At 43.7% G+C, this 12985-nt stretch carries 14 protein-coding genes; 5 read left to right on the top strand and 9 right to left on the bottom strand.

The genetic code is table 11. From position 1 onward, the window contains the following. Positions 1–111: 111 nt before the first annotated feature. Positions 112–624 (bottom strand): ClbS/DfsB family four-helix bundle protein, encoded by a 513-nt coding sequence (locus A5877_RS11745; protein WP_086316885.1) that lies wholly within the window; start codon positions 622–624, stop codon positions 112–114. A gap of 27 nt (positions 625–651) precedes the next feature. After that, positions 652–1068, bottom strand: coding sequence for an effector binding domain-containing protein (locus A5877_RS11740; protein ID WP_086316884.1), 417 nt, complete (start codon positions 1066–1068; stop codon positions 652–654). 93 nt (positions 1069–1161) lie between these two features. Here A5877_RS11740 and A5877_RS11735 point away from each other — a divergent pair, with 93 nt between their 5' ends. The 3 genes from A5877_RS11735 (at position 1162) to A5877_RS11725 (ending at position 3189) form a co-directional block, all read left to right on the top strand. Then, positions 1162–2070, top strand: coding sequence for a YafY family protein (locus A5877_RS11735; RefSeq protein WP_086316883.1), 909 nt, complete (start codon positions 1162–1164; stop codon positions 2068–2070). Next, positions 2060–2629, top strand: a complete 570-nt coding sequence (locus A5877_RS11730) for a hypothetical protein (protein WP_035006572.1) — start codon at positions 2060–2062, stop codon at positions 2627–2629. The genes A5877_RS11735 and A5877_RS11730 overlap by 11 nt, the downstream gene beginning before the upstream one ends. Before the next feature lie 98 nt (positions 2630–2727). Continuing rightward, complete coding sequence (locus A5877_RS11725; protein WP_005232035.1) at positions 2728–3189, top strand: GNAT family N-acetyltransferase; 462 nt, start codon at positions 2728–2730, stop codon at positions 3187–3189. Positions 3190–3303: 114 nt separating this feature from the next. Here A5877_RS11725 and A5877_RS11720 read toward each other — a convergent pair whose 3' ends face one another. Together A5877_RS11720 and A5877_RS17365 are read right to left on the bottom strand one after the other, a co-directional pair. Continuing rightward, entirely contained in the window at positions 3304–4149 is an 846-nt protein-coding gene (locus tag A5877_RS11720) for a bifunctional 2-polyprenyl-6-hydroxyphenol methylase/3-demethylubiquinol 3-O-methyltransferase UbiG (protein ID WP_086316882.1), read from the bottom strand. A gap of 497 nt (positions 4150–4646) precedes the next feature. Then, complete coding sequence (locus A5877_RS17365; protein ID WP_254907477.1) at positions 4647–4784, bottom strand: hypothetical protein; 138 nt, start codon at positions 4782–4784, stop codon at positions 4647–4649. Between the two features lie 382 nt (positions 4785–5166). Between A5877_RS17365 and A5877_RS11710 the strand changes: the two genes are divergently transcribed. Continuing rightward, complete coding sequence (locus A5877_RS11710) at positions 5167–5658, top strand: PH domain-containing protein (protein ID WP_086299101.1); 492 nt, start codon at positions 5167–5169, stop codon at positions 5656–5658. Next, positions 5648–7117: a PH domain-containing protein gene (locus A5877_RS11705; protein WP_086316881.1), complete on the top strand. Its 1470-nt coding sequence runs from the start codon at positions 5648–5650 to the stop codon at positions 7115–7117. Before A5877_RS11710 ends, A5877_RS11705 begins: the two co-directional genes overlap by 11 nt. Positions 7118–7229: 112 nt before the next feature. On the opposite strand, the gene A5877_RS11700 is transcribed toward A5877_RS11705, so the two are convergent. Genes A5877_RS11700 through A5877_RS11680 form a run of 5 tightly spaced genes read right to left on the bottom strand, consistent with a single transcriptional unit; the run spans position 7230 to position 12774 of the window. Beyond that, positions 7230–8192: a transketolase family protein gene (locus A5877_RS11700; RefSeq protein WP_086316880.1), complete on the bottom strand. Its 963-nt coding sequence runs from the start codon at positions 8190–8192 to the stop codon at positions 7230–7232. Positions 8193–8195: 3 nt separating this feature from the next. Then, a complete protein-coding gene (locus A5877_RS11695; protein WP_086316879.1) occupies positions 8196–9053 on the bottom strand; it encodes a transketolase in 858 nt (285 codons plus the stop codon). A gap of 22 nt (positions 9054–9075) precedes the next feature. Next, entirely contained in the window at positions 9076–10440 is a 1365-nt protein-coding gene (locus A5877_RS11690; RefSeq protein ID WP_005232062.1) for a PTS ascorbate transporter subunit IIC, read from the bottom strand. A 16-nt stretch (positions 10441–10456) separates the two neighbouring features. Beyond that, a complete protein-coding gene (locus A5877_RS11685; RefSeq protein WP_005227537.1) occupies positions 10457–10738 on the bottom strand; it encodes a PTS sugar transporter subunit IIB in 282 nt (93 codons plus the stop codon). Then, on the bottom strand, positions 10735–12774 hold the full coding sequence (locus A5877_RS11680) for a BglG family transcription antiterminator (protein ID WP_086316878.1): 2040 nt from the start codon (positions 12772–12774) through the stop codon (positions 10735–10737). Before A5877_RS11680 ends, A5877_RS11685 begins: the two co-directional genes overlap by 4 nt. Between the last annotated feature and the right edge of the window lie 211 nt (positions 12775–12985).

Genomic DNA, 12985 nt, shown 5'->3' with positions numbered 1-12985 from the left:
TGGCGCTTCTTTGCCATTGTTTCTCAATAAACCGTTTTTTTATGTACAGCAAAAAATCACACTATGAAAAGGGTGTGATTTTCCTGTTCGATTCATTCATTTCTCTATTGATCAATGCAGTACTTCCTTTTTCCATTTTCGGATTTTCGTTCGGAAATTGGTAAAGGGTGCTACTGTATTGATATGGATCCATTTATAGACTGGCCACTGTGCTTTGGTGGTTGCCCAATCCCGCTGCCCTGCTTCAAACAATTCCTGATCGGATAAGCCTTCGATCCACTGGCAAAGGGCCGTCACTTTTTGGTCTAAGAGCTCTTGCTGCTGTGCTAAGGTCAAACTGCCATATGTCTGATAAAAGGATTGATACAATCCGCCAAGGTTGTTCCATTTATACCCTTCAGCAGGTGTGTGAACGCTCATCCCTTGTTGTTCCTGTGCTTCCCATGACAATAACAAACTGACCCAGCCGATTTGGTAAGACAAGTTTTCTGAAGGCGTCTTATCGACCCCAGCTGTTCGCTGATTTCGTAACGCTTCGGGAATTTCAACAAATTCTTGGCGAAATTTTTGGTAACGTTCTGTGATCTCTTGGATCAAGTCTGCTTTGCTTTCGTACTGTCTCATTGACTGTCCTCCTATTCAGGAAAATGGTTACTCTTTGTCGCTTTCTTCAATGGCGATAAAAATCGTTACTTCGCCGTCTGGCGCATACTGTTCGAAATCAAAGGAATACCTGCGCTGCAACTGCCGGTTTTCTTCCTCTGACCAGACTTGACGCCAAGTAGTCAGAATGCCCTGCGCATCGCGCCGATCGACCGGATACTTTTTCCAAGTATATTTTTCTGTATCAAAGTCTGCTTGCTCCGTTTCTTCGCAACAAAGCGAAACGGCATAGTCTCCTTGATAGTTTGACTCATACTCGTGGTAAACGCAAGCGATGACCGTTCCTTTTTCTGCGGCTTTCTTGACCGCCTCGCTGTTTTTCTCCCATAAGCCAGTGATTTTTGCTTGAATCGCTGGATCAGTAAAATTATTGGTTCTTTCCGTTGCCATTATCGAAAATTTCATTAGTGTTCCTCCTTCTTTGTCTTTATGATACGATAGAAACCTAGACACCTTCTGTCAGTGTTTTATCATCTTTTTATAAAAGGAGTAAACCAAGTGAGCACGACACGCCTGTTCGGCCTTATCTACCACCTGTTGAATCATGAAAAAGCAACTACAGCTGAATTAGCCAAACAATTTGAAGTCTCGACTCGCACCATCACCAGAGATATCAATACCCTAAGCAGTATTGGCGTGCCCATCTATACCGAAACGGGTCGAAATGGCGGCGTTTATCTGTTAAGCAGTTTTGTGTTGGATAAAGTGTTATTATCAGAGGAAGAACGGAAAAACCTGCTTTTGGCGTTGAAAGGGATTCGCCAGCTGACGCCACAGATCAGCGGAGAATCATTGGCAAAACTGCAATCCTTATTCCAGCAAAACGATGCAGACTGGCTAGAAGTTGATTTTTCCACTTGGCATCGGCGAGAAAACGGCAACGACACGTTTGATTTATTAAAAAAGAGTATTTTAACGAACCACGTGATCACCTTTGACTATATCAGTAAACAGGGACCGCAAAAACGCGTCTGTCAGCCTTACAAACTGCTTTTTCGTTCGCAAGCATGGTATCTGCAAGCCTTCGACCAGCAAAAGAATGCCTTTCGGACATTTAAAATCAGCCGTATGAGTCAGGTCCACGTCACTGAACAGCATTTTTTTCCGGTCACTGCGCCTAATTCTGCCATTGAATTGACTGTTGACACCTATCCCGCTCGTCTATTCTTTCAAGCCGACGTTCTTTATCGGGTATATGATGAGTTCGATCATCAGGATATTACTTTGACGGAGGAAGGCACTGCTGTGGTTACCGTTGATTTACCCGAGGAAAGCTGGGTGGTGCCCTATTTGTTCTCTTTTGGAAAAAGCCTACGCATTTTAAGTCCCCCTCGACTAAAGAAGCGTTACCAAGAAGAAGTTGCTGCGATTTATGCCAATTTGACTGAGAACGAGGGTGCGAACTGATTTTTCAAGAAATGGATCCCTATTGAAAGGAGTGTTTGATTTGAAAGAAGTGATCGTAGACTATGGCGGGGTTTCGCTAGCCCGCCTTTGCCAGCAGTTGGAAGAACAGCAGATTCACTTAAACGCGTATGCCAACCAGCTCTTGCGCCATCCCCACCTCTCCCTCAGTGCCGATAAACAGCGTACTACTTGTGTGATTGTTTCCCTTAAAGAACTGGGACTCACACAAGGTGGCTCGTTGACGGAGATTTTTGCAGCTGCACCTTCTTATGGACTGACCGATTGTACATTGGAAATGGCCTTACACTTTCGCCTCAGTTATCATCAACTGGCAAATAGCACCGGACTGAAATCCCAAGGAAAAGCGCCAGCTGCCGCAATCACGATCGCTTCTATGCCTTTGGAGAAAACCGACGATTTCCCCAAAGGATTCTACGTTCGCCGCATCGATGGTTGTGACTGGTTGCGAGGCTATACTTGCGATGCACGCCACCAGTTTGCACCGGATGACCTGTTTTTGTTTCAACGACGAGACCCGCTGTCAGAGACCTTCAACTGAAGGGGGAACAAATAGTTACCAATCAAGCGTCCCCATTTCCCCTTACTGCAATCATTCTGCAAGATAGGGAGAATCCAAAAGGACGAAAGGAGAAATAGATGAACTTAATACCAATGAAAGACAGCGACTACGCTGCCTACTTAGCCAATGCTGTTTTCGAATACGCCAATGACAAAGTCCAAGCAGGCACATGGGCCAAAGACGAGGCCCTCTCCCTCGCCAAAGAAAGCTTTGCTTCTTTACTTCCTCAAGGGACTGCCACTGAAAACAATCACTTGTTTTCTTTATTTGCAGCTGATTTTAGTGAACCGATCGGGGTGATTTGGATCAACACAGCTGCCCAGAAAGCCTTCATCTATGACTTTATCATCGAGGAAGACCAGCGAGGAAAAGGCTATGGCACCAAAGCGTTACAAGCTTTGGAAAAGTGGGCGATCCAGCAAGGCATCACTGAGATCGGCTTGCACGTTTTTGCCCATAATCAATCTGCGTATCAGCTATACAAAAAAATGGGCTATTTGGAAACAGATATTACGATGGTTCGACGTTTCGCTGAATGAGTAGTGTTGAATAGGCCCGATCATTAGTACGAAAAAATTGATCGATCAGTTCCGAGCCAAACAAAAAGAAACGACGAAAAATCATCGTTTCTTTTTGTTTCTATTTACAGAAAACTACTCTTTCAGTTGTGGCTTCTTCAAAAGTATCGCCATTGTTGAATCTTCTTCGCTATAAGGACTGCCTTTAGCATCGCCAAATACCTCACAGATATCAAAGCCTGCAGCCTGAACTTCCCTCAGCAATGCATCTTTTGTAAAATAGGTCGTCCATAAGTAATAATTTGTGGTCTCACCTTCTGCTAAAATCGTTGTTTGCTCCAGCAAGACGTGATCAGGATATTTCCATCGTTGATATAGCACAAGATGGGGCTCCCCCCGCCAAAACCCTTCTGATTCGTGACTTTCCCAGGTCTGCTCTTCATTAAGCGTTAAAAACTGTGCAATCGTAAATACATCGAACAAAAATTTGCCACCCGGTTTTAGATGCGCCAGCACATTTTTTAGCAGTAGTTTGCGTTCCTCTGGATTTAAGGCACCATAGTCGCAATAAATCAAGGTAATAAAATCAAATTGCTGAGGCAATGCCATCTCCAAATAGTTATCAAATAGATAGGTAATATTTAGTTCCCGCTTATTCGCAGAATCTCTCGCATAGGTAAGGGATCTTCTGGAGTAATCAACGCCTGTCACTTCATAGCCCAGCGCTGCAAATTTTTCCGCGTAGATCCCTGGTCCGCAGCCGATATCAAGAAGTTGCGTCTGTTTTTCTGGCGGAACAAGGCGACTGATCCATCGAACGGATTCGTTGATAAAGTCAACCTTTCTACTAGCTCCCTCAAAATCAGGATCCAAATGAGCCTTTAACATTTGCTTGGAAATATACGCATCGTCCCAAAACGCCTCTGCCATTTTTTTATAGAGCGGTGGCCGCTCGATTGCCTTTCTCAATTCTTGGTACATCTTATTTTCCCCTTTCAAAATAATTGAAAAACAAAAAAGACCGCAGATTTCACTCTGCGGTCAACCTTCAAACGATGAAGATCAAAAAGCGAAGAGTAAAATAAAATCAATGATAGGCACTTCAAATAAAACTGCATGCAGTCAATTTTTTGCCTATGAAATTGATTTTATTTACTCTTTTCCAGTCCTACCCCTGTTAACGAAGGAATAACAGCAGATAGGCCGGAGCCATCACCTTTTTCTCTTGTTTTTCTGCTTTTAGTTTAGAAGGAGCCAGCCGATTTGTCAATGAGATTCGCCTGCTTTCCTTCGATAAAAGAAGTTCTTACTGCAATTCACACCTTGCCTAACAAAAAAACTGCATCAAACTACGTCTCTGCTTACTGTCGCCTGCTGATTTTTTCAACAGGAAGCTGGATCTCAGTCAGCCATTCCTCTTCACTTTCTTTCTTCCAAATGCCATCAATATAGCTTTCACGAAAAGGCCCTGTGATTCGTTAGCCGTTGTTTTCAACAAACTGAATAACTGCAGCATAGGCTCCATTATGGACCATACAAACTGCTTCCGGTACTTCTTCTATCTGCTTGAAGGCCAAATCACTATCTTGGGATGTATAAGAAACAGCCCCCCTCACTTTATCTCCACCAATCCTATTGGTCAAAAATAGTACGACCAGCGGTATTCCAATACCAAAAAGGTCAGTTGATCATTTGTTTTGCGTCCATTGATTTCTTTTGACAGCCCAGCAACCTCAATCATTTTCTACAGAAATCGCCCCATTCTACTAAAGCATACTGGCTCCTCTTGAGGGAGAGTCAATAGCAGATTCGCTTTTTTCATGACGAACAAACTCATTCTCATTGGTTAGCTAAACGTGGCTTTTTCTTTTTTTACCTATTCGCAACAATATTTAAATCACAATTAACTATTTTTAATTCCTGACCTTGTTTTTTTCTTCTATCTCCACTATATTTGTGGGTAACCCTATTTATTTCTATGTAGAGAGGATGTTTCCCTTGAATTATCCCTTATTAAATGAACAAATGCCTCAGACCATCATTCGTGTTTGGCGGTTGCGAAGGATTACGTCACTGATTATTTTCAGCCTGATTTTCGCTGCTTCTTTTTGGTTTCTAGCCACGCAAAACTGGCTGCATTTCTGGGTGATCACCCTTTGGTCAAGCTTATTGGCGCTGACTTTGATCAGCCATCTGCTTTCTTTTGTGCTGATGAGCTACCGTTACACATTCCATCGCTACGAGATCCAAGAAAATGATATCGCCATTCAACACGGCTATCTATTCCGCAGCACCACGTATATTCCGATCCGCCGAATCCAGCATATCGAAACAGACCAAGGGATCTTTTTGCGAAAATACTCCTTAGTCTCCTTACAGATCCATACGGCTGCCACCAACCACACCATTGAAGGCCTACCAGTGGCGCAAGCCGAACGCTTGCGAGAAACCATTATGACTTTAGTCGAGGTGGTCAAAGATGATCTATGAAAAACAACGACTGCCGTTGCTGTGTATCGGTCTTTATTGGTTCAAAAATTGCAAAAATTTTCTGGTACTAGCGTTTCTGCTTGTATTCAAATTATTCAACGACGTCCCTTCTTTGCCGATGATTCTGGGCGGCATTCTGCTATTTTTACTGGTGTGTCTGATTTTTGCGGTACTGTCTTACGCCCGCTTTACCTTTCAAATCGATCAAACGAGTGTACTAGTCAACAAAGGACTCTTTATCCAAAAACAAACTATTTTGCCATTTGAACGCATCCAAACCATTCAAGAGAATCATTACTTTTATTTACGTCCATTTAAATTAGCTGAAGTGAAATTGGAAAGCGCCGCAAGTTCGAGTGGCGAAGCCGAAATTCTTTTCCCAGCGTTGCCGCTGGCTCTCATTGCCTCCATCGAAGCGTCAAAAAAAGCGGCTGCGACACCACAAGAGCCGACTGCCCAAGCAGCTAGTGGAGAAGAACCAACCAATAATTACGCTACTGTTTTTTCGGGTGAGGAAACAGCAAATCCGCCGTTAGAAACATTCACTTTGAAATTCAAGGAGATTTTCTTGTTTTCTATCACTGATTTTTCTGTTTTCACCTTGGTTCTAGTCATCGGCTACAACGTGATCGACAACATTCCCAATCTCTTTACCTATGCATCGGAATTGCAACAACTCGGCCTTTTATTTGGTGCTGCGCTTTTGCTGGGGCTGTTAATTTTGTTTTTCTTTCTTGCGATTGCTAGAAATCTTTTCCGCTATTATGGCTTTACGGTGGAAACGAACCAACAACAGCTGCTGATCACGCAAGGCTTGTTTTCTAAACGACACCAAACGATTCCCCTCGCTAGGATCCAAGGGCTAAGTGTCGAACAAAATCTTTATCGCCGAATCTTTCATCTAAGCTCCGTCAAGTTACTGCTGGCTGCTGGCAGTTCTTCAGAAAGCGATGATGCGGTCTATCTGTTCCCCATTTTGAAAGAGGCGCAGCTGACCGAAACATTGGCCCGCTTTTTACCTGAATGGTCGTTTCAACAAACCGCTCTAGTGAAAAATCCGCGACCCAACTTTTGGTACTTTTGCCGTTGGCCACTGCTTATCGGGCTGCTTGTTGTAGGAATCTCCGCCTTCTTTTTCTGGTGGTTAGCGCTGATTTTCTTCGTGTTCTTTGGCTCCTTCGTGTTATCAAGCATCTGGCGGGGCAAAATACAAGGGTATCAATTTTTAGATAACCATGTATTGTTGTGTCAAACGATTCGCGGCTTAACAAAGGTGACCGCTTATCTGAAGAAAAATAAAATCCAAGATTTCACCGTCACCACGACGTATTGGCAGCACAAAAAAGGTCTGGGCAAGTCACAGTTGACCATCAAAACCGAAGATACCTTCACCGAAAGTAAGTTTTTCTACTTCCCATTAACCGAAGCAGAAAAGTTACGGCGCTGGTTTTTGTCGTAGTTCATAAAAAAACGTCAAACAGCAGAACTGACGCGTTGTTTGACGTTTTTTGCAAGTCCTGAAATAAATGAGAAGGAAGCACCAACCATTGATTCGTTGATGCTTCCTTTTTCTATCCCCTGACCTTCCCCTCAACGATTTGCTGCTTGATTGAAGCAGCATCTAAGCCATATTCTTTTTGCAGGAAATCGGGTGTGCCGACTTGACCGAATCGTTCGTTGACACCAATACGTTTTAAGGGGACAGCACTGCCAGTTTCAGCAAGCACTTCGGCGACGGCACTCCCTAGTCCACCGGTGATAGAATGATTTTCGATGGTGATGACTTGCCGTTTTCCCTGAACTTCGCGGATGATCAATTCTTTATCGATCGGTTTGATGGTGAACATGTCGATCACTTCGCAGCTGATTCCTATTTCTGCTAATTCTTCTGCCACTTGCAGTGTTTCAGAAACCAGTTGGCCACTGGCAATCAACAACAGTTCATCGCCTGGTCTTAAAACATTGCCTTTCCCTAGTTCAAAGGTCGAGCCTTTTTCATAAATCGTCGGAACCGCTTTCCGATTGCCTCGTACGTAATGAATGCCGGATAATTGGCTAAAGGTTTTTATGATCCACGCCATTTGGACTTCATCCGCTGCATCGCAGACGATCGATTGGGGAATCATTCGCATCAAAGCCACATCTTCCCATGTCGTATGGGTGCCGCCGTTGTGTCCGACTGCAAACCCCGGATCAGAACCGTAAATATTGATCGTATTGCCGCCATAGCCGCCAGAAATAAACAGCTGATCGAATACCCGGCGCGTTGCAAATGGCCCAAAAGTGTGGATAAAAGGTGTATAGCCAGCTAAACTCAAGCCAGCCGCAACGCCAACCATATTGGCTTCCGCGATCCCCATGTTGATAAAGCGTTGGGGATGTTTGTTGGCAATCGCTGTCCAGCCGCTGGCAGAGCCAAGGTCGGCATCCAACGCAACTAGCTGGTTATTTTCATCCATGAGTTCCACCAATGTGTCAACGACACATGTTCGCAGCTCTTTACCAGCAGCAGTGGTTTTGCTTAATGTAAACATGCCTTAGCGTCCTCCTTCGATTTTTATCGTCAACTCTTTGATTGCCGCTTCTGCCGCTTGATTGATTTCATCCGTGGTAAACTTCACGGAGTGATTGGCATCTAATTCTTCAAAGAAAGGAACGCCTTGTCCTTTCACGCTGTCCAAGACAATGCAAACCGCTTGGTCTTCGATCGCTTTGCAGCGCTCGATTGCCTCATCAATGGCTTGCATGTCTGCTCCTGGAACTTTTTCTGTATAAAAGCCAAATGCAGTCATCTTCTGCTGGATGTCAAAGGGATCAAGAATGTCTTTGGTTGGCCCATCTAGCTGTTTTTTATTGTCATCAATAATGACGATACAGTGATTCAGTTTGAAGTGGGCAATGTATTGGAAGGCTTCCCAGCACTGTCCTTCATTTAGTTCGCCGTCCCCGACGATCAAATAAACAAAATTGTCCTTCCCTGCCAAGCGCAGACCCGTCGCGATCCCGGCAGCCATGGAAGTCCCCTGCCCCAGTGAACCTGTGGTGGCATCAACCCCCGGCGTTTTCCAGCGATCCGGATGGGAAGGCAGTCTCGTGCCGCCCTCATTGATCGTCCATAACCACGACCGATCAAAATAGCCCGTATTTGCTAATGCACTGTACAGTGCGGCGCCAGCATGTCCTTTTGATAAAACGAGTCGGTCACGATCCGCCCACTGTGGATCTTGTGGATTGACCCGCAGCTGTTTGCCGTACAAAACGGCTAATAATTCAACAATTGAAAAGGAACCGCCCAGATGACCTTGCCCCATTTTCTTGATGCTGCAAAGGGTATCTAAACGAATCTTTGCCGCTAAACTTTCGAGTTCGTGGTATTCTTGTTCACTGATTGCCACTATTTATCCCTCCATCCTCTATTTATTCAGAAACAGATTTTGCCCGGCTGTTTTTCTTGAAAATCGTCAATCCGATCAAGACCGCGACTACCGCAATTATCCCTGAGAAGATGGCGATTTGACCGCCCATATTGGCTAAGTTTCCTAGGAAGATCCCTGCAACTCCATAGTCGGTATCAGAGAAAGTTGATCCTTGGAACCCAAGATCCCCCATGACTGGCATCAACAAGATCGGCATGAAGCTGATAATGATCCCATGAATAAAGGAACCAATCACGGCGCCTCGCACACCACCCGTTGCATTGCCGTAAACACCTGCCGTTGCGCCACAGAAGAAATGGGGCACGACACCTGGAATAATAACGGTTGTTCCTGTGAAGACCATGATGATCAAACTAACGATTCCACCGACAAAGCTGGTTAGAAAACCAATCAGAACAGCATTTGGCGCATAAGGAAAGACGATAGGGCAATCCAATGCAGGAATTGCATTAGGAACAAGCTTTTCGGAAATCCCTTTAAAGGCTGGTACGATTTCTGCCAAAATCAGACGGACACCAGCTAAAATCACAAAGACACCAGCGGCAAACGAACCGGCTTGCTGCAACGAATAAATGATCGAGTTCGTGCCATTGCTAAGATTTTCTGTAATAAATTCACTCCCAGCAAAAATTGCTACGATCACGTATACAACAGCCATCGTAATCGTGATACTAACAGTAGAGTCCCGCAAGAAAGACAGGCCTTTCGGAAAATTAATGTCTTCTGTGGATTTTTCCTTATTGCCGACGTATTTCCCAATCAACCCGCTCAATGCGTAGCCGAAGTTCCCCGTATGCCCCAATGCGACGGAATCATTTTTAGTAATTTCTCGAGTAAACGGTTGTGCGATCGCTGGGAAAATCGTGTTACAGATCCCTAACGCTAAGCCGCCAAATAAAACTAGATTAAAAGTATTCATTCCAGTAACGCTCAAAATCACCGCAATCATGCAAGCCATATACAACGTGGCATGCCCAGTCAAATAAATGTATTTAAAGCGAGTGATACGGGCAATCAAAATATTGAAAGCCATTCCGGCTAACATAATAAGTGCGGTATAGGTGCCGTAAGTCGTCAACGCCAGCGCAACGATCGCTTCGTTATTTGGGACGACCCCTTGCATGTTAAAGGCTGCTTGGAACATCTCCCCAAATGGCGCCAGAGAGCTTTCGATCACCCCAGCCCCGGCAGTGACCACGAGAAACCCAACAAAGGTTTTGATGCCCCCTTTGACGATCGTGGCAATGTCTTTTTTCTGCAGCACATTCCCCAAAACGGCGATCAGCGCAACTAAGATCGCTGGGGTACTCGCGATATCAACAAGAATATCTAAAAATTCGTTCATGACTGTCTACTCCTTTTTATAGTAATCCTTTTTCCTGACAAACGGCTTGAACCTTTTGCTTCAATTCATCGAGATCGATAATACTGTCTAACACCACGATCTCACCTAGATGCTGCGCACTATCGGCTAAATCGCCACCAACAAAGAAAACATCCGCCATATCGGGTGCGGCACTTCCTAAATCATAATGGGACACTTCCACACCTGAGACACCCAATTCATTTAAAACAGAATTGATATTCATCTCCACCATAAAACTTGATCCTAATCCTGACCCACACACTGCTGCAAATTTCATTTTTCATCTTCTCCTTCTCTGATCACTTCAATTATTTGATCCGCATTGGTTGCGGAAAGTAACGCAGTTAGTTTTTCATTATTCGACAAAATTTTTGTTAAACTCGCTAACGCTTTTAGATGGAGCTCATTGTCAACTGCTGCCAAACATATAAACACTTGAATGGGGTGTTGCGGATCATCATTTAAAAGCACTGGCTCTTTGACTTTTAATAACGACATCCCGATCGCATTGACCCCATCTTCTGGACGCGCATGAGGCAAAGCGATGCCTTTTCCAATATGGATAAAAGGCCCATGATCCACCACTTTATTGATCATGGCGGTTATATACTGTTCCTCAATTTTATTGGTCTTTTTTAATGGCGCAGCAGCTTCTCGAATGGCTTCTTGCCAAGCCAGCGGCACCTCAGTAAATTGGATGGTTTCTGCTGTTAATAAATCTGATAACATCGGACGTTGGTCTTCCCTTCTATTCAATTCTCGATTGATTTTTCTTTGCAAAATTTTTCTCAGCTTTTGCTTACTGATGCCTGCTTTTAAATCAACATAGGGCAAAATCACTTCTAACACATCGTCAATGGAATGCAAACCAGTTTTTGAAGGAAAGAATGCCGCTTGTACGTTTCTAAACAGTTCATCCTTCTCAATGGGGGTCATAATCGGATTGATCACATAACATGGTCGTTTGGTTTTGATCGGGGCACTGGAAAAAATCAGATCAATCTCTTCATTGAAACGAACATTTTCATACTCTTCGATCGAACGAGCCGGCAAAAAATGGATCTGGGGAAACAGTTCCTTTAATTCTGATTCCAAAATCAAGGATGAACTGATGCCGCTTGGGCAGACAACTAATGCATTCAATTGGAAGTAATCGCGTTTGGCCTTTTGTTTACTGATTTCCCCACCAAACAAAATCGTAAAATAACCGATTTCTTCATCAGGGATCGTACCGACTAGGTCTTCTAAAGAACCCAGTGCTCGTCTCGTCAGTTCAAACAACTCATTGTATTGCAGCTTGATTTCTTCAATCAGTACATTCTCCAGTGGAAAACCGTAGCGGATTCGAAAATACGCCGGGACAAGATGATAGAATGTGTTCATCAAAAGGGTGCGATAGTCCACAAACTCGATAGCTGCCAGCCGTTCCATTTCATGAATGATCTTACTGGCACATTCCAATAAAAACTCTAATGAAGTATCTTCGATATCTCCTTGCAGAATCGTTTTCAACAGGATCGTTACATAAAGTTCTTCTGTTTTCCGATCTTTGATGGCAGGAAATTCTGCTAAAAACTGCTGACTAACTTGATGGACATGCAGCGACTGTAGCAGCGATGTTTCTGTCTCCGCTAAAGAAACAGCCGTTTCTGCCATCCGAAAGGATAAATAATTAAGAAAATAAAGCATTTCTTCGAAGCGGCTCGGTACGATCACCAGATTGAAGGCAGTCAATGTTGCGGACAAACGATCTCTTATTTGAATATATATCGTTTTATTCTGCTCATAGATTCCCTCAAATAAAAGCAAATTCCCATTTTTCGTATTGGATAACGCACTGACTTTTCGAAAAGCAAGAGCGCGAATCTGATATTCCTCTCCCTCTAGATAAAAGCCATATTTTCGAGAGTACAATAGTTGAATCTTGAAAGCTGCAAGTTCCTCTCTGATCCCCTTTAAATCCTTCAAAATCGTATTTTTACTGACATAGAACAGCTCTTGAAACTGGTAGACGGATAAGTCTTTCACTGCTGAAAAAGTCAGAAGATAAATCATGGACCGCCGCTCTTCTTCCGAAAAAAACAACGTGTTCTTCTGGACATCGAAAAGAATTTCCGGCCATTTTCGTTGAATCAACGAAGGAATCAAAACTTCTCCCTCATGCATCGTGATTCGTTGATTCAACCGCTGTTCAGTGATTTGATTGATCTTGGCAATCTCCGCCAGAAATTCCTCATCCCTCCACTTCGTCAACTGAAGAAACGCCTCAATATTTGGTTCTGAAAACAGATACGTCAATTTGAAATGAATCATATTTGCTACCCCCACCTAAACTATAGCTTGCACAAAATGAAATCGCCATCATTTATCGGTACAACTGAAGCTCCGTTTTTTTTAAACGATGGACCGAAGAGGAGATTTCAAGGATTACCATAACATCCAATAAAGTATTCGAGAAGGTTTTATTGATAGAAGCAAATGATAAAAAATACAACATTAAAAAAAGCGAATCATTTACTGATTC

This window comes from Enterococcus sp. 3C7_DIV0644 (genome assembly GCF_002141235.1).
Classification (GTDB): domain Bacteria; phylum Bacillota; class Bacilli; order Lactobacillales; family Enterococcaceae; genus Enterococcus_D; species Enterococcus_D entomosocium.
Note: the sequence above shows the minus strand (reverse complement) of the source record. Positions and strands in the feature narration are given on the sequence as shown.

Coding starts and splice junctions, on each gene's coding strand:
- A5877_RS11720 (WP_086316882.1), bottom strand. CDS start 4,149: ATGTACCAAGAATTGAGAAAGGCAATCGAGCGGCCACCGCTCTATAAA.
- A5877_RS11740 (WP_086316884.1), bottom strand. CDS start 1,068: ATGAAATTTTCGATAATGGCAACGGAAAGAACCAATAATTTTACTGAT.
- A5877_RS11725 (WP_005232035.1), top strand. CDS start 2,728: ATGAACTTAATACCAATGAAAGACAGCGACTACGCTGCCTACTTAGCC.
- A5877_RS11700 (WP_086316880.1), bottom strand. CDS start 8,192: ATGTTTACATTAAGCAAAACCACTGCTGCTGGTAAAGAGCTGCGAACA.
- A5877_RS11745 (WP_086316885.1), bottom strand. CDS start 624: ATGAGACAGTACGAAAGCAAAGCAGACTTGATCCAAGAGATCACAGAA.
- A5877_RS11685 (WP_005227537.1), bottom strand. CDS start 10,738: ATGAAATTTGCAGCAGTGTGTGGGTCAGGATTAGGATCAAGTTTTATG.
- A5877_RS11680 (WP_086316878.1), bottom strand. CDS start 12,774: ATGATTCATTTCAAATTGACGTATCTGTTTTCAGAACCAAATATTGAG.
- A5877_RS11705 (WP_086316881.1), top strand. CDS start 5,648: ATGATCTATGAAAAACAACGACTGCCGTTGCTGTGTATCGGTCTTTAT.
- A5877_RS11690 (WP_005232062.1), bottom strand. CDS start 10,440: ATGAACGAATTTTTAGATATTCTTGTTGATATCGCGAGTACCCCAGCG.